Genomic DNA, 22,891 nt, shown 5'->3' with positions numbered 1-22,891 from the left:
CAAAGGATTTTCATGAAGTCTCCAGGCTCCTCTGATGCAATCCCCCATGCAGTCTTGGTGGCAGCACTTCAAGAATTCACCGCAAAGGGGTATGCAGATGCCCGTTTGGATGCCATTGCTGCCGCCTCTGGTGTCTCCAAGCGCATGCTTCACTACCACTGTGGTGACAAGTTGGGACTCTACAGGGCGACGTGGGCACATGTGCTGGAGACCGTAAGGCCTGACGACGACGACCTGCGCCCGCACTCCAATGTGCCGGTGGAAGCCCTGCAGCATGTGGTCGGTGTTATCTATGACTACTTCTCGGCGAACCCGCTCGCCGTGCGGTTCATCATCCAGGAAAACCTACATCCGGTCCTGCCGCTAGAAGGCGTGACTGGGCTTGGTGGTCAGAGCCCAATTGTTTTGGAGTTTGACCGCATCTTGTTGCTCGGCCGCGATTACGGTGCATTCCGCACTGACATTTCCGCACTTGATCTTTATATTCTCGTGCTCTCACTGGCCACCTTCCCCACCCTGCACCAACGGACTTTTGAAAACCTCTACGGCATTGAAATGCAGTCGACGGTGCTGTCGGACAAGCTGCGTGAGTTCGCACAGGACACCGTGACCAGCCTGTTGACATCCTCGCCTCGCAACGAACCGGGAAGCTCGTACACTTCCTTGCTGGCCTCCCATGGCGCGAACTCGTCCGCGCTTGGCGCAGAGGTCTATGGCGATCAGCCCAACCCAGAGACTCAGGACTTGGCTGCTGATGATGCCCCGGATTACCGCGACATCTACGGCATGGACGACTAGGGCTCCACACAGACATCAAAACCCGGTTAGAGCAGGCGCGCTCTAACCGGGTTTTCAGCTACCTTTACGCAGTCTTCTTGTCCGCGCTGCGTTCAACGAGTTCTGGCGCTGCACCGTCCGTGATGCATTCCTTGTGGACAATGACCTCCGCAACGTCGTCACGCTCTGGTACGTCGAACATCACGGGAACCAAGATTTCTTCCATGATGCCGCGCAGACCACGGGCGCCGGTATTGCGGCTAATCGCCTTGGCAGCAATGGCGCGCAGTGCCTCGTCGTCGATGGTGAGGCGCACACCATCCATGTCGAACAGGTGCTGGTATTGGCGGACCAGGGAGTTCTTGGGCTCGGTGAGTACGCGAACCAGCGCGTCCTCATCGAGGTTGGTGACCGATGCGATGACGGGCAGGCGACCAATGAACTCAGGGATCAGGCCGAATCGAACGAGGTCCTCCGGCAGCACGTCGCGGAATGGATCCTTCATGTCCTCGTCGTTAGCCGAGGTGACATCTGCGCCGAAGCCCAGGCCCTTCTTGCCGACGCGCTCCTGAACGACCTTTTCCAGACCGGCAAACGCACCGGCGACGATGAACAGGACGTTGGAGGTGTCGAACTGAATGAACTCCTGGTTCGGCAGCTTGCGCCCACCCTGCGGGGGCACGGCGGCTACGGTTCCCTCGAGAATCTTCAGCAGCGCCTGCTGCACACCTTCACCGGAGACATCGCGAGTGATGGAAGTGTTCTCGGACTTGCGCGAAATCTTGTCAATCTCATCGACGTAAATGATGCCGCGCTGTGCCTTCTCGACGTCGAAATCAGTCGCCTGCAGCAGCTTCAGCAGGATGTTCTCCACGTCCTCACCGACATAGCCGGCCTCGGTCAGGCTGGTGGCGTCAGCAATCGCGAACGGCACATCCAGCTTGCGAGCCAGTGTCTGCGCGAGGTAAGTCTTGCCGCAGCCAGTCGGCCCCAGCAAGAGGATGTTCGACTTCTGCAGCTCGACGTCGTTGTCCGACTTGGTCTCCGCAGCACGAAGGCGCTTGTAGTGGTTGTAGACCGCTACCGCTAGGGTGCGCTTAGCCATGTCCTGGCCGATGACGTACTCATCGAGGAAGTCGCGAATTTCCATCGGCCGCGGCAGGCGGTCGTCGTTGCCAGTTGCCTCGCCGCCGGTGTTGAGCTCCTCTTCGATGATCTCGTTGCAGAGCTCGATGCACTCATTACAGATGTACACACCAGGTCCGGCAATCAGCTTCTTGACCTGCTTCTGACTCTTTCCACAGAAAGAGCACTTCAGCAAATCCGCACTTTCTTGCATACGCGCCATGAGGCTCCCGCCGCCGCCTTTCCGCTTCGTTGCCAATAATTGCTTCAGACCAGCCTACCGTGAGTGGGCGCAATTACCGGCTTCCACGCCAGGGCGAGGCGAATTTCACGCAATCTCGCTCGGCGCTTTACGACGGCCAGTGCGCAGCACTCCAGAGAGACCATGTCCCCTTTTAAGCGTTGTGCTTGCGGTACTCGAAGACCTGGTCGATGATGCCGTACTCGACGGCCTCTTCGGCGGTCAGGATCTTGTCACGATCGGTGTCCTTGCGGATCTGCTCTGCAGTGCGACCGGAGTGGCGAGCCAGAGTCTCCTCCATCAGCTTGCGCATGCGCTCGATCTCGTTCGCCTGAATCTCCAGGTCGGAAACCTGGCCCTGGATACCCTGGGTGGCCGGCTGGTGAATGAGCACGCGCGCATTCGGCAGAGCTGCACGCTTACCCGGTGCACCCGCAGCGAGCAGGACGGCTGCCGCGGAAGCAGCCTGGCCCAGGCACACCGTCTGCACGTCGGGACGCACGTACTGCATCGTGTCGTAGATGGCCATCAGCGACGTGAAGGAGCCACCTGGGGAGTTGATGTACATCGTGATGTCACGATCCGGGTCCAGCCCCTCGAGCACCAGCAGCTGCGCCATGATGTCGTTAGCGGCGGTGTCGTCGACCTGGGAGCCGAGGAAGATAATGCGCTCTTCGAAGAGCTTGTTGTATGGGTTGGATTCCTTAGCACCAAAGCTGGAGTGCTCCACGAAAGAAGGAAGCACGTAGCGCGACTGCGGCATCTGCATATTGTTCATCTCCATGTTGATTAAATCGCCTCTAATTATTCGCTACTGTCCGCTTTTAGCGTGCGGTGTCCTTGAGGGCGGTTACGACGTGGTCAACCAGGCCGTATTCCTTAGCCTCAGCCGCGGTGAACCAGCGGTCGCGGTCTGAGTCTTCCTCAATGCGCTCGACCGGCTGACCGGTGTGCTGCGCAATCAGGCGAGCCATCTCCTTCTTGGTGGCAGCGAACTGCTCAGCCTGAATGGTGATGTCGGATGCGGTACCGCCAATACCTGCAGATGGCTGGTGCATCATAATGCGGGCGTGCGGCAGCGCGTAACGCTTGCCCTTAGCACCTGCGGCGAGCAGGAACTGGCCCATGGAAGCTGCCAAGCCCATGCCGTAGGTAGCCACGTCGCACGGAACGAACTGCATGGTGTCGTAAATGGCCATGCCGGCGGTGACGGAGCCGCCCGGGGAGTTGATGTACAGCGAGATATCCGCCTCCGGGTCCTCGGCTGCCAGGAGCAGCATCTGACCGCAGAGCTTGTTGGCAATCTCGTCGTCGACCTGCTCACCCAGCCAAATAATGCGCTCCTTGAGCAGCTTGTCGAAAACCGTGTTCGTCGACATCTGGGCGTTATCGCTCATCTGTGTACTCCTTTTTCGTACGTGTGCGAGTTTTGTCGTTCATTAGAGGGTAACGAAAAGGGCCGCCCCTTTGTTTCGGGAACGGCCCTTGTTCGCTATAAGCGTTGCGGCATGAGGAACGCGCCGCGCTAATTGCGGGGCTTACTCAGCGGAGGTGTCCTCAGCCTTGTCGGACTCAGCCTTCTCAGCCTCCGGCTCGACCTCACCGAAGTACTCGTTCAGGTCGATTTCGTTGCCCTCGGTGTCCTTGGCGGAAGCCTTCAGGATCGAGGTAGCCAGAGCCTTGCCGCGGCGAACGTCTGCGAACAGGTTGCCGAGCTGTCCGGACTGCTGAATCTGCTGGATGAACTGGTTCGGGTCCATGCCGTAGGACTGAGCAGTGAACAGGATGTGGTCGGTGAGCTCCTGCTGGGAAACGTCCGGCTGGATCTCCTCAGCCAGTGCATCCAGGAACAACTGGGTGCGAACAGCTTCCTCAGCGGACTTCTTGGAGTCCTCGTCGAACTGCTCACGGGTGGTGCCCTGTGCCTCCAGCATGGAGTTCAGAACCTTCTCGTCGCCGCCGAACTGACCCAGCAGCTGCTGCAACTGGCCCTCGACCTGCTCCTTGACAACACCCTCCGGCAGAGCGATGGTGGTCTGCTCCATAGCGGCAGCCAGAACCTTGTCGCGAACCTGCTGAGCCTGCTCACCCTTCTTGGTGTTCTCAACCTGGCGAGCCAAATCTTCCTTCAGCTCGTCGATGGTGTCGAACTCGGAAGCCATCTGAGCGAAGTCGTCGTCAGCTTCCGGCAGCTCGCGGACCTTGACGGACTGAACGGTAACGGTGACCTGAGCGTCCTCGCCCTCGTGCTCGCCAGCAACCAGCTTGGTGGTGAACTCCTTGGACTCGCCCTGGGACAGGCCGACAACAGCGTCATCCAGGCCGTCAATCAGGTCATCGGAGCCAACCTGGTAGGACAGGCCCTCGGTGGAGGCCTCTTCCAGCTCTTCGCCGTCGATGGTGGCGGACAGGTCGATGGAGACGAAGTCGTCCTTCTCGACTGCACGCTCGACGCCGGTCAGGGTGCCGAAACGAGCGAGCAGGTTCTGCAGCTCAGCCTCAACAGCTTCGTCGTCGGCGACCAGCGGGTCAACCTCAACTGCGATGTCCTCGAACTTCGGCAGCTCAATCTCCGGACGGACGTCGACCTCAGCGGTGAACTCAACGAGCTCGCCGTCTTCCAGCTTGGTGATGTCGACCTCAGGCTGACCGATAACCTTCAGGTCCTCCTCGCGAACGACCTCGTCGTAGCGGGACGGAACCATGTCGTTGAGCACCTGCTCCAGGATCGGGCCGCGGCCGAAGCGGGCCTCAATCAGCTTTGCCGGTGCCTTGCCCTTACGGAAGCCCGGAATCTGGACCTGCTGAGCCAGTGCCTTGTAGGCGTTGTCGAACTCTGGCTTCAGCTCGTCAAACGGGACCTCGACGGTAATCTTCACTCGGGTCTCATTGAGCTTCTCAACGGAAGACTTCACTGGTGCACTCTCCTGCAACTCGATGATTAATTCATAGACCACGGGAGTGCCCGTGATACTGGTCGGGGTAGCGGGATTTGAACCCACGGCCTTCCGCTCCCAAAGCGGACGCGCTACCAAGCTGCGCCATACCCCGTATGCGTCATTCGAAACCTAGCAGAAACCCCTTTGGAGCATCTGCACCGGGGCCCTCATAGGCGCGAAATCGCGTTTCCACAACGGACCCGTATAGATTTACCTGACGATTAATGAAATCACAAAACCACGCGTTCAACCAGGCTAATGCTCTGTCTGAAAACGCTTTACGACGCCATCGAGAGCCAACCTGCCAACTACTACTGGGTTCATGAAAACCATGCATATCACAGGGCGTTTGCATCACCTCGGCACTGCTTTTGGCGGCCTCGTTTACTGCAAACACTCCATTCGTCGGCCGACTCCCCAAAGAAGCCTCTCAAACGACTGCCCCTTTGTTGAGTCGTGTGACAGTGTAATCAACGGCTATACGCCTGTTTCACATACCCCACGTTGCTTTAGCTTCATTTTCTGTTTTTCCCGGCCACAGCCACTTTTCTTTAAAGCCTTCGAGAAAAACCTGGCATCGATTTTTGTATGTGCGCGTTAACGGGTTAATATGCCTTGTACCAAGACACGGTCTGGTGGAGACGATTGAGCGTCTAAGCCGGATTCCTGTCTATGGGGATGTCGTATAGTGGCTAATACCTCAGCCTTCCAAGCTGAAGACGCGGGTTCGATTCCCGTCATCCCCTCCACGTAACCGGGAGCATTGCTCCCGGTTTTTGATTTTCCGAGCCGATGTCCGGGGCCAGAAATTCTTCTGCCCTCTGTTCAGGATCCAGTGCCGCGGGTACTCTGGGCACCATGAAGCCCACCATTATCGATGCCGATACTGGACACGAACTATGGACCGCGGTCGAATGCGCTGCTTTTTCCGGCACCGCACGTGGCACTTTCACCAGCTACGCTGGCCGCAAGAAGGCTCCTGAGCCCGTCGCGAAGCTTCATGGGTTGACCCTGTGGGATTCCGAAGAAGTTCGCGCATGGCACGCCAATCGAAAGAGCCGCACCAAGCGCACCGACTCCGCCGAGTCATAGATACCTACCCATACCCAATCTTTTCCTGGTTCCCGAGCTGCCTCTGTCGCACAGAGATGTCAGCTCGGGAACTTTTTGCGCTCTACGTGCGTTATTTCAAGTAATTACTAGCAATACTCGCAATTTCCTTTTGGAGGCCTAGCCCATGGGGGCTTTAATCCTGATCGCTATCACCGTCGGCGGTGCGATTATCATCGCGTCGATGGCTCAAAACCGCTCTAACAGGGCATTTGATGCCCGCCAGAACAATCAATTGGAAGACGCCGTCGCAGACGCCCGCCGTTGGATTGAGCGGCTGGGCTCACAGGTGCTGAATCTCGCTGGCACCGATTCGGCTTCCACGCAGGCTCTTGCCGACGCATCCGAGCGTTACAACGCCGCATCCTCGCAGATTTCTACTGCTCGGACCCCGGCACAGGCCCGAATGGCGCGCGAATCGGCGCTGGAGGGCCTGCACTACATCAATGCTGCTCGCGAAATTATGGGTCTGCCGGCGGGGCCGACACTGCCACCGCTGGAGGGGCAGAAGGCCGCTGGTTCTGTGACCGAAACTCGCACCATTGAGCACGAAGGCCACTCGGTTACCGCCTCGCCATACGCCACCCCGGAAACTCCGAACTACTACCCCGGCGGCCGTGTCGCTGGCCGTCCGGTTCCAGCCGGTTGGTACTCCGAGCCCTGGTGGAAGTCCGCGCTCCGCACCGGTGTCTGGACCGCTGGCTCGATGCTGCTGTTCTCTACTCTCTTCCACGGTATGGCCGGTGTTGCCTACGGCGCTGATGAGTTCGCCAGCGGCATGGGCACCGGTGCTGACGACTTCGGCGGCACTGAGGACTTTGGTTCCGATGACTTCGGTGGAGACGACTTCGGTGGCGGCGCTGCCGATGCTGGTGACGCAGGCGACGGCGGTGGCTTCTTCGACGGCCTCTTCGGCGGCGGCGATGGTGGCAGCGACGGTGGCGGGTTCTTCGACGGCGGATTCGACGGTTTCGATATTTAGAAGAAGTCCGGCGCCGCTATTTCGCTCAATTCGCAAAAGGGTCGACAGTGGCGTCTGTCTGGGGCCGATACTCAATCTTTCTGGCGGCCAATCGACCAGCTTCCTTGCCAAGGATGCTGCTAATTAAAGCAACAGCCATATCCATACCTGCTGCGACCCCTGATGAGCTCCACCGATTACCGTCTTCGACCCATCGGGCTTCTTTCACCCACATCACTTCGTTTCCGAACGAGGTGGCCCAATCAAAAGCCAACTTATTACTAGTTGCTCGCTTTCCTTCAAGTAGCCCAGCCGCAGCTAGCAGTGCCGACCCCGTGCAGACCGATGCCACTAACCGCGCCCGGGACCCGATGTGCTTAAGCCAGTCCAAAAACTCTGCATCTTCAACTAGTGTTCTGCTCCCTGCTCCACCGGGCACCAGGAGAATATCGACTGCCTCAAGTTCAGCGATGCAGCGCGTGGCGATAACCTCCGTCCCCTGAGCGCTGGTTATCGGACCGGCAATGTTGGCGACATATTCGACCTCAATCTCTGGGACATGGCCAAAAAGGCCAACCGGTCCAAATACGTCCAAGAGCTCGAACCCGGGGAACAGTACAACAGTTACTCGGCGGTGTGCTTCTTGATTTGTCATACGACAATTCCTACTCCGTCTACACATGAAAAAAGGTCTGGTCCCAGAGTTTTCTGGAACCAGACCCCTTTTTTATTCCTATCAACAGATAGCGAACAGCAATCCCTTTAAGCTTCTGGCAGCTCCGGGGCAACGCCAGTCTTTTCGTACTCTGCCAGAATGTCGATGCGGCGCTGGTGACGCTCCTCCTCGCTCCACGGCTGGGAGACGAAAGCATCGACGATGGCCAGGGCCTCTTCCTCAGAGTGCATACGACCGCCGAGGCCGATCAGCTGAGCATTGTTGTGCTCGCGGGCGAGCTTTGCGGTCTCCACCGACCAAGCCAGCGCACAACGAGCGCCCTTGACCTTGTTAGCAGCAATCTGCTCACCGTTGCCGGAACCGCCGAGCACGATGCCCAGGCTGCCCGGATCAGCGACGGTACGGGAAGCCGCCTCAATGCAGAATGCTGGGTAGTCATCTGCAGGGTCGTAGGTGTGAGCGCCGCAGTCAACGACGTCGTGGCCAGCCTTCTCCAGGTGGGCCTTAATCAGGTTCTTCATCTCAAAACCGGCGTGGTCTGCACCAAGGTAAATACGCATGGCAGCAAGTTTAGCGGTTCCCACGGATTCCACGGCGTCTGCACCCGTTTTAGGTATTGCTTGACGACGTCTCCTGCGCAGCCGAATAGGGTGAAAAGTGACTGTATTTGCGTCTCAGCATGTCTTCGAAACCGGAAATTGGGTGCTTTTACCGTGTCTCCTGCGCCGCAAGCTCACTTCCAAGTCGATCCTGAAGCCCATGGCTCCCATGGGAATCATCACGCACCGGTGGTGCGAACGGTTCGGCATGACATCAACAAGAAACCATTTATTGTCATTTGGGAGGTCACGCGGGCTTGTGGCCTAGTCTGCAAGCACTGCCGTGCGGATGCGCAACATGAACCGCACCCGCACCAGCTTTCGACCACCGAGGGCAAGATGCTGCTGGAGACCTTGGCGTCGTATAGCAAACCGAAGCCGCTTGTGGTGCTCACCGGCGGCGATCCTTTTGAGCGTGATGACCTGGAAGAATTGGTACGGTTCGGCACGGAGCAGGGCCTGAATATGTCGCTGTCGCCATCGGTGACGCCGCGGCTCACGCCAGAGCGGATCAGGTCGTTGCGAGAGGCCGGCGGTAAGGCGATGTCGATGTCGCTCGATGGCGCGACTGCCCAGACCCATGACAAGTTCCGCGGGTTTTCGGGCACTTTTGAAAAGACGCTCGAAATGGCTCCGCACATCAACGAGGCCGGTTACCGGCTGCAGATTAACTCGACCCTGACCAAGGGAAATATTCATGAGGCGCCAGCGCTGCTGAAGACCGTCATGGAGATGCAGGCCAAGATGTGGTACGTCTTTTTCCTCGTTCCCACTGGTCGCGGTGCGGATTTGGGCGCTTTGTCGCCGGAGGAACGCGAGGACGTTCTGCACTGGCTATCGGATGTGTCCAACCGAATTGCCATTAAAACGACGGAGGCGCCGCAGTATCGGCGCGTCGTCATGCAGCAGGAGGAAGCGAAGGAAAAGGGGCTGCCACCCTATGAAGGTGGCGAGCTCTACCGCTACTTGACCGAGGAAACGACAAAGCTGCTCGGCGCTGTGCCGGAGAAGCCACGTCGGCCGCGCTCTCCGATGGCCGTCAATTCCGGGTCAGGATTTGCCTTCATTGACCACATCGGCGATGTTTACCCCAATGGTTTCCTGCCACTGCACTGCGGAAACGTCAAAGCTACGCCGTTCCAGGAGATTTACTCGAACTCGCCGGCGTTCAAGGCCCTTCGCGATCCGGACAATTGGCATGGAAAGTGCAGCGTCTGTGAATACCACAGCGTATGCGGTGGGTCCCGGTCGACCGCGTACGCGTTGACCGGGGATTACACCGCATCCGACCCGACCTGCATCTACATCCCGCCACGGTGGGCTGCCATGAGCGAAGAAGAACGGCAGGCCTCTACCGGGCAGAATGCTGGAGCCGGAGCGGGTCAGCTCTCCTAACTGCGCGCCCCAGCTGCTACTGCTTTCTTAGTCGAAGCGCGGGTCCTCAGTCCGGGAGCGCTTAATTTCGAAGAAGTACGGGTAGCTGGCGACGGCAACCGAGCCGTCGAAAATCTTGCCGGCTTCTTCGCCGCGTGGGATACGGGTAAGCACCGGACCGAAGAAGGCAACGTCGTTGAGCTTGACCACCGGAGTGCCGACGTCGTTGCCGACCTCCTTCATGGCCTCTGCGTGGTTTTCACGCATGAGCTCATCGAACTCGGTAGTCAGGGCCTGTGCCAGGCGCTCTTCCGGCAGTCCAACCTCTGCGAGGGCTTCCTTAATCAGCTCGTCGAATGCGTGCTCCGGCTCGTCGACATGCGCATGGCGATCGATGCGGTTTTCGTTGTGAATCTTCGTGCCCAGCGCGGTATAAAGCTTGTCGACGGCCTCCTGACCATCCTGGGAGAACACTGCATTAAACAGGCGTGCCGGGGTCCAGTTGCACTGCATCATGAACTTGTACTCTTCCGGCAGCTCGTCGCGGCCTTCATTGAGTACTGACAGGCTCATCGGCTTCCACTCGACCTCGATGTCGCGGACCTTTTCGACTTCCTTAATCCAGCGGGATGTCACCCAGCAAAACGGGCAGGAAACGTCGAAGTAAAAAGTGACCTTGTCTCGATTGCTCATGTGAAAGTCCTCCTAAAGCATTGATTGACTTATCAACGACTATAGGGCGGAATTTTTCGGCTCGCATGCATGAATTCGAATGGGTCCGAAGTTCTACCGGACCCGGTGCTAACTGGCTCTCCCATCGGGCACCGTCCAGATTGCTTACCTAGCCGTTCCAGGGCAAGCCCGTGTCCTCCAGGGAATCAGCAGCAGCTTCCAAGTAGGCAGGCCAGTCGGCGTAGTCCAGGAACTCCGGGCCCACCTCGTGGTCCATGGAAACCATCTTCCCCGAGCGCATGTCCAGGCAGTAGTTGTTTCCGCCGAAGTCCATAACCAGCGGAATCCATGCCTCGTGATACCACTTGCCATCCGAGTCGGCGCTGTCCATGCCTTCGGCTTCAAAATCATCAAAGTCGCCGTCTGCCTGCAGCTGAGTCCACAGCTTGTAGTCGTTCAGAATCGACTTAGGCGGCGCAATCCAGCCACCGTCCCACGGCTCACCGTCCACAGACGCGTGCCGCAGCCACGAAGCTCGCACGTAGTCTGGCAGCTTTACTCCGAGGTCAGCCTCAAGCTGATCCAGTTCCGCTTCTGTCGCCGGGGCCTCCAGAGCATCGTCGCCAAGCTTCGCCTCAATGCGATCCCACGCCGCGTTGACCCGTTCAACCTTGCTTGCATCATCACTGAGTTCGTACATGAAACGAAGTGTATTCACAATCGGTTTTGCTAGCATGCCAAAGAAGCCAAATCTCGCCCAATCGACCGCCAATCGACCGCCCCAAACGGCTAGGAACGAGCTAGGAAGTCGAGGTCACCTCACCCACCCCGCTACTGCCCGATTCCCAATCCGGGGTCGTGGTTACACTTGTCGCATGACTTCCACGAACCTAACCAGGACCGAGGCCGCCGACCGTGCGGCCATGCTCGAGGTGTCCCACTACGACATCTCGCTCGACCTTACGACCGCACCTGTCGGTGGGCCGCACAGCGCACCAACATTCGCTTCCAAGACCACAATTTCTCTGAAAGCGAAGCGCGCTAGTTCCACCTTTATTGACCTGCGCGATGCAGTTGTCAAGAGTGTGACCATCGACGGCGTCGACGCCACGGAGGCCGCTCGCTATGACAGCGAGACCGGCATTAACGTAGACCTGACCGAAGGTGACCACACCGTCGTTATCGATGCGGACTGTCGTTACACCAATAACGGCCAGGGCATTCACCGCTTCCAGGATCCCGCCGATGGCGAAACCTACCTGTACTCGCAGTTTGAAACTGCCGATGCCAAGCGCGTGTTCGCCTGCTTTGACCAGCCGGATTTGAAGGCGACGTATTCAATCCACGTCGTGGCACCGAAGGGTTGGAAGGTTGTTTCCAACTCGGTGGCCAAGACCGGCACCACCACCGATCTCCATGGCAATGAGGCCGACACCTTCGACTTCTCAGTGGATGTTCCGCTGTCGACGTATCTCGTCGCAGTCTGTGCTGGCCCGTGGTACGAGGTCACTGACTCGTGGACCGGCACTGTCGCACCGCACCCGGAAACCCCTGCTGAGCACCAGCCGGAGGGAGAGCTGACCATTCCGCTAGGCCTCTACTGCCGCCAGTCCATCGCCGAGTACCTCGATGCCGACACCTTATTCAAGGAGACCAAGGAAGGCTTCGACTTCTACGCCAAGCACTTCGGCGAGCCCTACCCGTTCGGCAAGTACGACCAGATCTTCTGCCCGGAATACAACATGGGTGCGATGGAAAACGCCGGCTGCGTGACCATCCGCGACGAGTACGTCTTCCGCTCCAAGCCCACTCATTACCTCTACGAGCGTCGCAATGACACCATCCTGCACGAGATGGCTCACATGTGGTTCGGTGATTTGGTCACCATGCAGTGGTGGGATGATCTCTGGCTCAACGAGTCCTTCGCTACCTGGTCGGCTGCCGCCGCACAGGTTGAGGTTTCCGATTACAGCCACGCCTGGACCACCTTCGCCAACGTAGAGAAGGCCTGGGCCTACAAGCAGGATCAGCTGCCGTCGACGCACCCGATTGCCGCCGATGCCAGCGACATTGACACCGTCGAGCAGAACTTCGACGGCATCACCTACGCCAAGGGCGCGTCCACCCTCAAGCAGCTGGCCGCCTACGTTGGTCAGGACGCCTTCCTCGCCGGTGCTCGCCTTCACTTTGCCCGCCACCGCTTTGGCAACGCCACCTTCGCGGACCTGTTGGAGGCGCTCTCCGAGGCCTCGGGACGCGATTTGTCTGGCTGGGCCGATCAGTGGCTGACCACCACCGGCATCACCACCCTGGCGCCAGAGTTCCATCAAGAGGACGGCAAGTACACCTCCTTCGCAGTCACGCAGGAAGGCGCCGAGCCGGGTGCCGGTGAACTCCGTGATCACCGAATCGCAGTGGGCATCTACAACCTGCGCGGCACCGGCGCGGACGCTGTACTTGAGCGCACCAAGCGCGTCGAAATCGACGTCCGCGGTGCCCGCACCGAAGTCCCAGATCTGGTCGACACGCCAGTTGGCGACGTCGTGCTGGTTAACGACGACGACCTCACCTACAGCATGATTCGCCTGGACGAGGGCTCACTTGCCACCGTCATTGACAACATCGGCGCTTTCACCGATTCGATGGCACGCACACTGTGCTGGTCCGCCACCTGGCAGATGGTTCGCGCAGGCCAGATGCGCGCTCGTGACTTCGTCAACCTCGTGCTCCGCGGCATCCCGGGCGAGGACAAGCTCTCCGTCTTGGAGCGCGTCATCGCTCAGGCGGTCAGCGCTGTCAACGTCTACGCCGATCCACAGTGGGCCGACTCCACCGGACGCAATCTGCTGGCACAGGGCCTATTGGACTACGCGAAGAAGGAAACCGACGCCGACCGCGCCCTGGTTTTCGTTAACGCTCTGGCTACCGTGGGCTCGTCGAATAGCGACGTCATGGACGCACTGCGCGCCATCTACGCCGGCGACGCCGACAAGGCTGGCTTCCCCGCTGTCACTGTCGACACCGACATGCAGTGGCGCGCCCTGAAGTCTCTAGTTTCCGCCGGTCTCGAAGGCGAGAACGCCATCGCAGAGCTTGAAAAGACCGACAACTCAGCACTCGGCGCGCAGGCTGCCATCGCCTGCCGCGCCTCTGTGCCGACGCTCGCCAACAAGTCCCGCGTCTGGGCTGAAGCGACGGTCTCCGGCGACGACGCCCCATCGAACCTTGTCATTCGCCACCTACTGGCCGGCTTCAACGCGCCGGGCTCGGGTGCGGTGCTCGCGCAGGCGCTTGACGACGACTCCCGTGTCACCATCAACGCGGTGCAGTCGGCAACCTCGCTGTCGGAGCACTTCTTCGCTGTTGCCAACAGCTGGTGGAAGCAGTTCTCCTCCGAGACGGCCCAGACTCTCCTCGAGGGCTTCTACCCCACTTGGGAGATCAGCGAGTCGGCAATCGCGGCCGCTCAGCGCCTGCTCGACAGCGACGAGACCGCATCGCCGGTCAAGCGCATCATTTCTGAGCAGCAGTTCCTGGTGAAGCTCGCTCTTCGCGCCCGCGAGTTCGACGCGAAGTAACAAGTGATTTCGGCCGGCACTTTGGCCGTTATCGTTTTCGTGGCATCAAGTCGATAGACTTGGTGCCATGACAACTTCTCAGACGCTCTTTGACTCCGTCGGCGGCGAGGATGTCTTCAATCGCATCGTCCATGGTTTTTACACGCGCATGCGTTCCGATGACCTCATCGGCCCGATGTACCCCAGCGATGACTGGGAGGGCGCCGAGGATCGACTCCGCATGTTCCTCGTCCAGTACTGGGGCGGGCCGCGTACCTACAGCGAACAGCGTGGTCATCCGCGCCTGCGCATGCGCCACATGCCGTTTTCCATCGGCGAGGCCGAACGCGACCGCTGGCTGGAAATCATGAGCGCCTCACTCGCAGACATTTCCGATGACGAGCTCCCCCGCCCCCAGCGCGAAGCCATGTGGAACCACATGGTGCAGGTTGCTGACATGCTCATCAACCGCTTCGACGCGCAGTAGGAATTAGGCCCTGCGCCGCTAGTTCAGCAGCGGCAGCACGCCAAAGGACTCGAGCGTAAAGATCGAGCCAAACCGCCCATCCAGCCGGTGCCACCGTCCCTTTGTGGACACGCGCACCGGCTCTTTTTCATCCGGTTGCTCCGGGATGAAGCCCATCGTGCACAGCGCAAACACGTCCCGCATGGTCACGTCCACCACGCTTTTCGACGTCTCCTGCGACTGCCCTTCCCCTGTATCAACAGTGGCTTCACCGGTACCGCCGCTGACAGTGAGAACCTTTTGGTCCAGCAGAGACGGTGGCATGCCCATCGGGCCGGAAGATTCGACGGCGACCGCGCGCCCTTGCTTCTCGAGAGTCCGGAAAGCAGTGGCTGGAACATAGTCGACAACCTGCCATCCTTCCGGCACTGGCAGGAATCCCGGCCAGGAGGACGCCGACTGCGCATGCACGCGGTATGGCAACGCGGTGAGCGAGGTTCCTTTCTCCTCTTCGTCCTCAGCAGTTTTTGCCTGCGCAAAGGCACGCACTGCGATGTCTTTAATCTCCGCGGCGGTGACGATGATGTCGTCGGGAAGCGCGTGCAGCGCAATCGTGCGCATGGCGAGCGGGCCGATTGGGGTCTTCACCCATACCTGCGACATTGCGGGCGCAGCGTTAAGTGCCGACGAGGAACTGATACCAGCGGCGGCGGTCTTACGTGCTCGGATGCGTAGCAACGTGCTCTCGTCGAGGGCGTAGGCCTTATGGGCCAGGACGCCCAGGTTCTTCAGGGCATCGGGAGTGCCGAAGGTCAGCTCGGCAGCGGGATGAGAAGTGGTCACGGCGAATTACTTGTCCTGGTCTTCCTTGTTGTCTTCGATTGCGGGAGCTGCAAAACGCTCCAGTTCACGGCGGGCAGACGGGGAGAGCTCGACTGCCTTCGCAGTCTTGAGATCAAACATCACCATCACGGTTTCGAGCACAGCAACGATGTGATCATGCTGGTCGGAGATTGTCTGGCGGAGTGTGAAAGAGGTGCGACCGAAGTTGATAATCTCGGTCTCAACCACAACTTCCTGGGTGTCCGGCAAAATAGCGCGGACGTAGTCAATCTCCAGGCGGCGCACCACTGCCGCAGGCATCCCTGCCCCGCCGCCGAGACCGCGCATCACAAAGTCCAGACGAGCCTGCTGGGCGTATTCCAGGAAAGCGGTGTTGTTAGCGTGGCCATACTGATCGAAATCAGACCAGCGGATAGCGACGTTGGTACGAAATGGTGCTGATTCAGTCATACCCAGAACTATAGGCGTTTTCTGGAGCTACGATCCTGCGAAAAACGCGAAAGCCCGGGACCTGTGCACTGGTGCGAGCCAGTCCACAAGGTTCCGGACTTTGCCGTTGGCAAAAATCAGATTCGCGAGAAAACAGATTAGCGAGTCAGGCGACGATGAGTGACGCGCGACGGGCGTGCAGCCTCCTCGCCGTAACGCTCAATCTTGTTCTTCTCGTAGCCCTCGAAGTTGCCCTCGAACCAGAACCACTTGCCCTCTTCGAAGTTGCCTTCCCATGCGAGGATGTGGGTACAGGTGCGGTCCAGGAACCAACGGTCGTGGGAAATGACCACGGCACAGCCCGGGAAGTTCTGCAGTGCGTTTTCCAGCGAAGACAGGGTTTCGACGTCAAGGTCGTTAGTCGGCTCATCCAGGAGGATCAGGTTACCGCCCTGCTTCAGGGTCAGCGCGAGGTTCAGACGGTTGCGCTCACCACCGGAAAGAACCTTCGACGGCTTCTGCTGGTCTGCACCCTTGAAACCGAATGCAGACAGGTACGCACGAGACGGCATCTCGTTCTGGCCGACCACGATGTAGTCGAGCCCATCAGAGACAACCTCCCAGACGGTCTTTTCCGGATCGATGTTTTCACGACCCTGGTCAACGTAGCTGAGCTGAACAGTCTGACCGACCTTGACCTCACCGGAATCCGGCTGCTCCAGACCCACGATGGTCTTGAACAGGGTGGACTTACCCACACCGTTCGGGCCAATCACACCGACGATGCCGTTACGCGGCAGGGTGAACGACAGGTCCTTAATCAGGACGCGGCCATCAAAGCCCTTCTCCAGGTCCTTGACCTCAACAACCTGGTTACCCAAGCGCGGCGGGGTCGGAATCTGGATTTCTTCGAAGTCGAGCTTCTTGTACTGCTCGGCTTCCTCCACCATCTGCTCGTAGCGCTCCAGACGGGCCTTGTTCTTGGCCTGGCGAGCCTTCTGACCCGAGCGGACCCACGCCAGCTCGTCCTTCAGGCGCTTCTGCAGCTTGGCGTCCTTCTTACCTGCAACCTCGAGGCGCTCAGCCTTCTTCTCCAGGTAAGTCGAGTAATTGCCCTCGTACGGGTAGAGCTTGCCGCGGTCGACCTCACAGATCCAGCCAGCGACGTGATCCAGGAAGTAACGGTCGTGGGTCACGGCCAGGACGGCACCCGGGTACTTAGCCAGGTGCTGCTCGAGCCACAGCACAGACTCGGCGTCCAGGTGGTTAGTCGGCTCGTCGAGAAGCAGCAGGTCCGGCTCGGAGAGCAGCAGCTTCGCCAGTGCTACACGACGACGCTCACCACCGGAGAGGTGAGTAACCGGCTCGTCCGCCGGCGGGCAGCGAAGCGCATCCATTGCCTGCTCAATCTTGGAATCCAGCTCCCAAGCATCAGCGGCGTCGAGCTCCTCCTGAAGCTTGCCCATTTCTTCCATGAGCTCGTCGGTGTAATTGGTGGCCATCTCCTCGGCGATGGCTTCAAAACGAGCCTTCTTCTCGAAGATGTCGCCAAGGCCCTCCTCGACGTTGCCGCGAACGGTCTTCTCCTCATTCAGCGGAGGCTCCTGCAGGAGGATGCCGACAGTGGCACCCGGCTCCAGGAAAGCTTCACCGTTACTCGGCTGATCCAGGCCAGCCATAATCTTCAGAATCGACGACTTACCTGCGCCGTTCGGACCGACCACGCCGATCTTTGCGCCCGGGTAAAACGCCATGGTGACGTTGTCGAGAATAACCTTATCGCCGTGCGCCTTGCGCACGTTTTTCATCTGGTAGATGAACTCACCCATGGTGGAATTTCGTCCCCTCGTAGAAAGGAAATAAGCAATCCCTGTAGAGGTTACGCATAGGAACCAAAAGGCACAATCTACATGGGCGTACCCGCAATCCTTTCCCACCAAAATCTCTGCCAGGCTGCTAGCAAAACTAGCTGCGAGATAACGCTGCCGAATCGTATGCGATCCCTCCCCTTTCTAAGCAGCGTCACCTCACGTGCAGTAATTACCCCTCCCCTCTTTCAGCGGCTCCCCCTCATTCCGCTCTACAACGATGTACTGGCTCCTGGGTTAGAACGGCGCACTGACTCCTGCATCAGCCATTTCTCGCTGCTCCGAACTAGCTGCACCTGTGTTCCCCGCCTCACCAGCGCCGCCCGTACTAGCAGTGAAGGTGCGCACGGCCCCGGCCTGAGACGCAACTGTCTCAGTAACCGAAGCTTCCGAATCCCCAGTCGATGACTCACCAAGACCAGTCGGCGACTCATGCGGCTTCTCAGTCATAGTCTTCACCGTTGCCAGGTGACGGCGCAGATTCGGACCTACCGCCTTAGCAATGATCTTCTGGCGCTGATGCTTCGTACCATCATCGCCCTCCCAGCGATCCGTACGAACGTGACCGTGGACAATGACGGCTTGGCCCTTCCACACCGTGTTATTCACGTTCTCGGCGAGCTTGCCCCAACATTCAACATCAAAATATGACGTCTCCGACTGCTCCCAACCATTCTCCCCCTTCCATGACTTGCTGGATGCCACAGAAAACTTGCAGACCTTTGCCCCAGAATTGGTATTTCGATTTTCCACATGATGGACCACATTGCCCACCACGGTAATAACTGCCTCAGACATCGGGCTCCTCCCCCAAAGAAAGCGTTTACCTACTGCGGCCGAATAATTCGAAGGTGTCTCATTCGTGCCGTGCCAATTACTTTTCCGGCTTCGAGAAACAAATGAAAGAGGTACATAAAAAGCCTGTGGATAAGTTTGTCGAAAAGACAACTATCCACAGGCTACGTATGAAGTTGAGGGGCGAAGTCGCGGCAATCCTCGTCGTCAAGCATGCAAAATCAGCTTAACGACGCTACCTTCCGCGCCTCTTCGAGGCATCAATCGGATTATCCATGTGCACCGGATGCTGCGCGTCAACCTCCGAGGTGTAGTAATCGCGCTCATCCTCGCCGCCAACACCGACCTGCTGGCTCATGCGAGCGAGCATTTCGTTGTAAGCGGCCAACTCCTCATCATTGTTGCGGTCCGCGACGCGGTCGTAGCGGGCTGCATCCTTTTCATCGGAACGCCGCCACTGTACAAACAGCGCAACGGTGACGATGTAGAGCGGAACCTCACCGGCAGCCCACGCGACGGCACCACCAACGTTCTGATCTTCCAGGAGATTCACTGCCCAAGGGAGATCCAGGCTGGCGTAGTAGGTCTCGGCAAGCACCTGCTGCGACTGCATCAGCGAAATACCGAACCAAGCGTGGAACGGCAACGACCCCATCAGCGTGACCAGCTTGACCGACGGCTCAATCTGCTGTGGTGCAGCATCGACACCGATAATGACCCAGTAGAAGATGTAACCGGAGATCAAGAAGTGGATGTTCATGAACACGTGGCCCGCGTGCTCATCAGCCAGGAAGTCGTAAATCGGTGTCATGTAGAGCAGGTAAAAGCCCGCGACGAACTGCACCGTTGCCACAACCGGGTGCGTGAGGAAACGCGACACCGGGTTGTTGATGAAGACCACCAGCCACTCACGAATACCAGGCAGACCATCGCGGCCGGCCGGCTTCAGCGCACGCAGCGCGAGCGTAACTGGGCCGCCCAGGACCAGCATGACCGGAATGCCCATGGAGTAAAGCATGTGGGCGATCATGTGAACCGAGAACAGAGCCGGCATGTACACGCCCAGCGCGCTGCACGAAGTAAACAGCAGCGTGGCACAGCCGGCGAGCCACCACAGGGTGTTGGACAGCGGCCAGGTACCGCCGCGCTTCTTCAGCAAGTAGAGCCAGTACAAGTAAATCCACGCGGCAATGATGGCGGCAGAGCCGAAGAAGATGTCAAAGCGCCACTGCGTGAACATGGCCTCCCAACCGAATGGGATCTCCAGGTTGTAACCTAGCTTGACCTGCATCTGCGTAATCGACGGCAGGCCCTCACCGCCGGCCTGCTCAGAGAAATTCGGTGGCGGCGGAGTACGGCCCAGAGCTACGGCAACGCCGATTGTCAGCGCCATGATGATGACCTCGACAATGGCCAGACGCCAGAATGGACGATTCGACTGAGCGCGCTCAATCTCCGGAATGGTGATCTTGCGGTGCACATAGCCGCATAGGCCCAGCAAGATAGTGAGAACGGCCTTGACCAGCACCATGATGCCGTAGTTGTTGCTGACCAGGTCAGACCAGTCAATGTTGATGGCTGCGTTAATGAAGCCGGAGGCAGACATGGCGATGAAAGCCACCAACGCCACGAAAGAATAGCGCTTCACTACCTCTGGCATCCATTCACCGCGACGACGCGCGTGGCCAACCAGCGCCATCAAACCGCCGACCCAAAACACAGTGAAGGTCAAGTGCCAGATGTAGGAGTTAGTGCCGTAGTCATGGGCACCACCGGAGGCATTGTGGCTTACAACCGCCAGCGGCATCATCGACACCAAGCTGATGGCGAAGAACACCGGCTGCCAAATCCACTTACGAGTCAGCGATGAACCAAGCGCCACAATGCCCGCAAAAATAGCTACCCACAGCCACGCCAAGCCCTCCTTGGTCTGCTCCAACGACACAGCCCAGTTACTCAGCTGAATCGTCGTCGACAGCGGCTGGCCCGACACATCGGAGAGCACCAGCGGAATCTCCATCAGCGCCATGAGGCCCCAGCCGAGCATGGCCCACATACCCGTGCGGGATGCCGTGTAGCCGTCGAGGCCCAAAGTGCCGTCGGCACGCTGCTTCGTACCGAAAGCGGCGAGCATAAACGAACCGACACCGAGGCAGGCGAGCAGCTCACCGGCCGCCTTCGCGAACGGGAACCCGAAGGTGGTGATTGTGCCGGGATCGGGAATACCCAACGTGGCGCGCGAATCCATGTTGAACGCCATCGAGAGCAAACCAGCTAGAACGCCGCCGATAAGTACAAAAACAACGTACCAACCAGCAGATTTACGGACTTTCTTATCCTTGCTAACAGGCGGAGAGGTCTCGGCCTTGGTCGTGGCAGTCATAGCCCTAAGCTTAGCGACCAAAGTCCCTAGAACAGAACCGGTTGTGATTGGCTACATTAGAGACGCTACAATGCTTTTCTTAGCTAGCCTCCATAGCTCAGTGGACAGAGCAGTCGGCTTCTACCCGATTGGTCGAGGGTTCGAATCCTTCTGGGGGCGCAATGTGAAGTCTCGAGACATTGTTCCGGTTATGTCTCGAGGCTTCCTTTATTTTTGTTGCCCGGGGTGGGGTTTAGTTCGTTGTCTTTTTGGTTGTAGTAGATCTTGTCTGAGGTCAGTGTGTAGTGGGCTATGTGTTGCCCCGTGGCGGTGATTTTGATGTCTGCTGTGTTGTCTACGCACATGATGGTGATGGGCTCTCCGGCCCATCGGCGTCCGATATAGAGGCGTCTGAGTTGTCCGCCCCACCGCAGTGTCGTTTTGCCGTTTTTGGCGACTTTGTCGGTGCGCAGGCGGTAGTCATGAGTCTTGTTTCCTGGGCGGGGGTGCGCTTTGGGTAAAGCGTTGTAAGCCTCCGCAGGGGTACATCGGTTGAGTGCTCGGTGGGGGCGTTTGTTGTTGTAGTAGTCGATGATGTCATCGAGTTGTTCGTTGAGGTTGTCGATGTCTCTAGCTTGGGGTCTGTTACGTAGTGCCAGTTTGAGTGTGTAGTGGAATCGTTCAACTTTCCCTTGGGTTTGCGGGTGGTAGGGTTTGCCGTTTTTCTGTTCAATTCCTAGGTCTAGGAGGAGTTGTTCGAAGCCATTGCGTGCTGGGTTGGTGCGGTCGTTGCTGGTTGTGAATGCTCGTCCGTTGTCGGTCAGGGTTGATTGTGGGTAACCGTGGATGGTGGCTGTGTAGGTGAAGGCTTCGATGACGTGGGTAACGGTTGCGCTGTTAAAGGCTTGGCAGTGAAGTACATAGCGTGAGTGGTCGTCGAGGATTGTAAGGATGACGACGCGTTGGTGGCCTGCGATGGTCCAGTCGCTGTAGTCCATTTGCCATGTTTCGTTGGGTTGGTCTGCTTGGAATCGTATCCATGAGCTGCGGGGACGTTTTTGTGGTTGGGGTGTGATGTGTCCGTTGTTTTTGAGGATGCGATGGATCGTTGCTGTTGCTGACAGTGGGGTTGTGTCTTCTTGCTCGAGGTGCCAGCGGATGGTGTGGGCTCCCGCGTCGGTGCCGCGGTTGGTTAGTTCGTAGCGTAATTGGAGGATGCGGTCGACTACGTCCGGGGCGGTAGCGCGTGGATTTGTATGAGGGCGTTTTGATTTAGGGGTCAGTGCCTCGATGCCGCCTTCGGTGTAGCGCTTTTGTAATGTTCGGATCCAACGCGTTGTCACTCCGAAGTGTTGGGCTGCTTCGGTTTGGGTCATGCCGGTGGCGAGCATGGTTTCGATGATGATTTTCGGAGCTGGTTTCTCCATGGTTTCAGCATGGAGGAACGATGTCGCGAGACATCAGTTTCGGCGTGTTTGGGGCAACTGTGGTGTGTTGCCGGGCACATCGTTTCTCGCCGGAACGATGTGACGAGACATGATGGTTCTCGGCACCGGAACGATCTCATGAGACATGCGGAACGATGTCACCGAACCAGACACTTCTGGGGGCGCAAAAATAACCCGCCTGAACTGGTTTTATACCAGATGCAGGCGGGTTTTTACTTCTTAGTTCTTCTTGTTATCCGCAGGATCCGGGCGCAAGTAGCGGTCAACCATGTCGACGACCTCTTCGACAGATTCCTTGTCTAGCGTCGCGTCCTTGCCATCCGGGCGCCACACCAGCACCATCGTCTGAATCAGACGGTAAATGTTGCGCGCCAGCAGATATGGATCGTGCTCGCGAATAGTGCCGTCTTCCTGCCCGTGACGGACACCGGGGAGAATGAATTTCTCCACAATTTCCAGCTGTGTATCGCTCATCTCTCCAGTGAGCGCTTCTAAGACACGGTCGGGATCTGTCTTGACCAGGCCAGGGAAAAAGTCACTTTCGATGATGCGTTGAACGACGATTCGAATACGCAGCAACATGCGAGCGCGCGAATCGCCAGGGACATAGCGGAGCCGGGTTAAGTAAAGAAAAGTGTGTCCGCATGCC

Annotated in this window: 20 protein-coding genes, 3 tRNA genes and 1 pseudogene; 8 read left to right on the top strand and 16 right to left on the bottom strand. The window is 58.4% G+C overall.

The features are described 5' to 3' along the window. The first annotated feature begins 12 nt into the window (after positions 1–12). Complete coding sequence (locus tag HMPREF2681_RS06000) at positions 13–798, top strand: TetR/AcrR family transcriptional regulator (protein ID WP_049190863.1); 786 nt, start codon at positions 13–15, stop codon at positions 796–798. A 64-nt stretch (positions 799–862) separates the two neighbouring features. On the opposite strand, the gene clpX is transcribed toward HMPREF2681_RS06000, so the two are convergent. From clpX to HMPREF2681_RS05975, 5 genes are all read right to left on the bottom strand, one after another. Then, positions 863–2,125 (bottom strand): ATP-dependent Clp protease ATP-binding subunit ClpX, encoded by a 1,263-nt coding sequence (clpX, locus tag HMPREF2681_RS05995; protein ID WP_049190865.1) that lies wholly within the window; start codon positions 2,123–2,125, stop codon positions 863–865. 172 nt (positions 2,126–2,297) lie between these two features. Continuing rightward, entirely contained in the window at positions 2,298–2,921 is a 624-nt protein-coding gene (locus HMPREF2681_RS05990) for an ATP-dependent Clp protease proteolytic subunit (RefSeq protein WP_369707172.1), read from the bottom strand. A gap of 46 nt (positions 2,922–2,967) precedes the next feature. After that, positions 2,968–3,540: an ATP-dependent Clp protease proteolytic subunit gene (locus HMPREF2681_RS05985; RefSeq protein ID WP_016422302.1), complete on the bottom strand. Its 573-nt coding sequence runs from the start codon at positions 3,538–3,540 to the stop codon at positions 2,968–2,970. Between the two features lie 141 nt (positions 3,541–3,681). Continuing rightward, complete coding sequence (gene tig / locus HMPREF2681_RS05980; protein WP_101687704.1) at positions 3,682–5,145, bottom strand: trigger factor; 1,464 nt, start codon at positions 5,143–5,145, stop codon at positions 3,682–3,684. After that, positions 5,118–5,194, bottom strand: a tRNA-Pro gene (locus tag HMPREF2681_RS05975). Before HMPREF2681_RS05975 ends, tig begins: the two co-directional genes overlap by 28 nt. A 562-nt stretch (positions 5,195–5,756) precedes the next feature. Here HMPREF2681_RS05975 and HMPREF2681_RS05970 point away from each other — a divergent pair. The 3 genes from HMPREF2681_RS05970 (at position 5,757) to HMPREF2681_RS05960 (ending at position 7,174) form a co-directional block, all read left to right on the top strand. Next, positions 5,757–5,831, top strand: a tRNA-Gly gene (locus HMPREF2681_RS05970). Between the two features lie 109 nt (positions 5,832–5,940). Continuing rightward, complete coding sequence (locus HMPREF2681_RS05965; protein WP_040361601.1) at positions 5,941–6,174, top strand: hypothetical protein; 234 nt, start codon at positions 5,941–5,943, stop codon at positions 6,172–6,174. 145 nt (positions 6,175–6,319) lie between these two features. Next, entirely contained in the window at positions 6,320–7,174 is an 855-nt protein-coding gene (locus HMPREF2681_RS05960) for a hypothetical protein (RefSeq protein WP_070546409.1), read from the top strand. A 25-nt stretch (positions 7,175–7,199) separates the two neighbouring features. Here the strand turns inward: HMPREF2681_RS05960 and HMPREF2681_RS05955 are convergent, their stop codons facing one another. Together HMPREF2681_RS05955 and HMPREF2681_RS05950 are read right to left on the bottom strand one after the other, a co-directional pair. After that, a complete protein-coding gene (locus HMPREF2681_RS05955; RefSeq protein ID WP_070546407.1) occupies positions 7,200–7,808 on the bottom strand; it encodes a DJ-1/PfpI family protein in 609 nt (202 codons plus the stop codon). Positions 7,809–7,915: 107 nt separating this feature from the next. Next, positions 7,916–8,389, bottom strand: coding sequence for a ribose-5-phosphate isomerase (locus tag HMPREF2681_RS05950; RefSeq protein ID WP_005511109.1), 474 nt, complete (start codon positions 8,387–8,389; stop codon positions 7,916–7,918). Positions 8,390–8,617: 228 nt separating this feature from the next. Between HMPREF2681_RS05950 and HMPREF2681_RS05945 the strand changes: the two genes are divergently transcribed. Next, the gene (locus HMPREF2681_RS05945) at positions 8,618–9,823 is read left to right on the top strand and encodes a TIGR04053 family radical SAM/SPASM domain-containing protein (RefSeq protein WP_070546406.1); all 1,206 of its coding nucleotides are present in this window, start codon (positions 8,618–8,620) and stop codon (positions 9,821–9,823) included. Positions 9,824–9,850: 27 nt separating this feature from the next. Here the strand turns inward: HMPREF2681_RS05945 and HMPREF2681_RS05940 are convergent, their stop codons facing one another. Together HMPREF2681_RS05940 and HMPREF2681_RS05935 are read right to left on the bottom strand one after the other, a co-directional pair. Continuing rightward, the gene (locus HMPREF2681_RS05940) at positions 9,851–10,495 is read right to left on the bottom strand and encodes a mycothiol-dependent nitroreductase Rv2466c family protein (protein WP_016422291.1); all 645 of its coding nucleotides are present in this window, start codon (positions 10,493–10,495) and stop codon (positions 9,851–9,853) included. A 148-nt stretch (positions 10,496–10,643) separates the two neighbouring features. Beyond that, complete coding sequence (locus tag HMPREF2681_RS05935) at positions 10,644–11,174, bottom strand: SMI1/KNR4 family protein (RefSeq protein WP_246815954.1); 531 nt, start codon at positions 11,172–11,174, stop codon at positions 10,644–10,646. A gap of 175 nt (positions 11,175–11,349) precedes the next feature. Here HMPREF2681_RS05935 and pepN point away from each other — a divergent pair, with 175 nt between their 5' ends. Both pepN and HMPREF2681_RS05925 read left to right on the top strand, forming a co-directional pair. Then, complete coding sequence (gene pepN, locus HMPREF2681_RS05930; protein ID WP_070546403.1) at positions 11,350–14,052, top strand: aminopeptidase N; 2,703 nt, start codon at positions 11,350–11,352, stop codon at positions 14,050–14,052. 67 nt (positions 14,053–14,119) lie between these two features. Next, the gene (locus HMPREF2681_RS05925; RefSeq protein ID WP_070546401.1) at positions 14,120–14,518 is read left to right on the top strand and encodes a globin; all 399 of its coding nucleotides are present in this window, start codon (positions 14,120–14,122) and stop codon (positions 14,516–14,518) included. Positions 14,519–14,536: 18 nt separating this feature from the next. Here HMPREF2681_RS05925 and HMPREF2681_RS05920 read toward each other — a convergent pair whose 3' ends face one another. From HMPREF2681_RS05920 to HMPREF2681_RS05900, 5 genes are all read right to left on the bottom strand, one after another. Then, on the bottom strand, positions 14,537–15,340 hold the full coding sequence (locus HMPREF2681_RS05920; RefSeq protein WP_070546400.1) for a DUF8185 domain-containing protein: 804 nt from the start codon (positions 15,338–15,340) through the stop codon (positions 14,537–14,539). A gap of 6 nt (positions 15,341–15,346) precedes the next feature. Beyond that, entirely contained in the window at positions 15,347–15,790 is a 444-nt protein-coding gene (locus HMPREF2681_RS05915) for an acyl-CoA thioesterase (protein ID WP_016422286.1), read from the bottom strand. Positions 15,791–15,927: 137 nt separating this feature from the next. Further along, positions 15,928–17,598: an energy-dependent translational throttle protein EttA gene (gene ettA / locus HMPREF2681_RS05910; protein ID WP_016422285.1), complete on the bottom strand. Its 1,671-nt coding sequence runs from the start codon at positions 17,596–17,598 to the stop codon at positions 15,928–15,930. A 276-nt stretch (positions 17,599–17,874) separates the two neighbouring features. Next, the gene (locus tag HMPREF2681_RS05905; protein ID WP_049170979.1) at positions 17,875–18,435 is read right to left on the bottom strand and encodes a single-stranded DNA-binding protein; all 561 of its coding nucleotides are present in this window, start codon (positions 18,433–18,435) and stop codon (positions 17,875–17,877) included. A gap of 232 nt (positions 18,436–18,667) precedes the next feature. After that, the gene (locus tag HMPREF2681_RS05900; RefSeq protein ID WP_049170976.1) at positions 18,668–20,815 is read right to left on the bottom strand and encodes a bifunctional copper resistance protein CopD/cytochrome c oxidase assembly protein; all 2,148 of its coding nucleotides are present in this window, start codon (positions 20,813–20,815) and stop codon (positions 18,668–18,670) included. 86 nt (positions 20,816–20,901) lie between these two features. Here HMPREF2681_RS05900 and HMPREF2681_RS05895 point away from each other — a divergent pair. After that, a tRNA-Arg gene (locus HMPREF2681_RS05895) sits at positions 20,902–20,974 on the top strand. Between the two features lie 29 nt (positions 20,975–21,003). Here the strand turns inward: HMPREF2681_RS05895 and HMPREF2681_RS05890 are convergent. Next, complete coding sequence (locus tag HMPREF2681_RS05890; RefSeq protein ID WP_070546398.1) at positions 21,004–22,221, bottom strand: IS481 family transposase; 1,218 nt, start codon at positions 22,219–22,221, stop codon at positions 21,004–21,006. Positions 22,222–22,461: 240 nt separating this feature from the next. Further along, positions 22,462–22,891, bottom strand: a pseudogene (locus HMPREF2681_RS05885) (TetR/AcrR family transcriptional regulator); the annotation flags it as partial.

Source organism: Corynebacterium sp. HMSC064H12, assembly GCF_001809925.1.
Lineage (GTDB): Bacteria > Actinomycetota > Actinomycetes > Mycobacteriales > Mycobacteriaceae > Corynebacterium > Corynebacterium jeikeium_D.
This window is presented reverse-complemented; position numbering and strand designations above follow the sequence as displayed.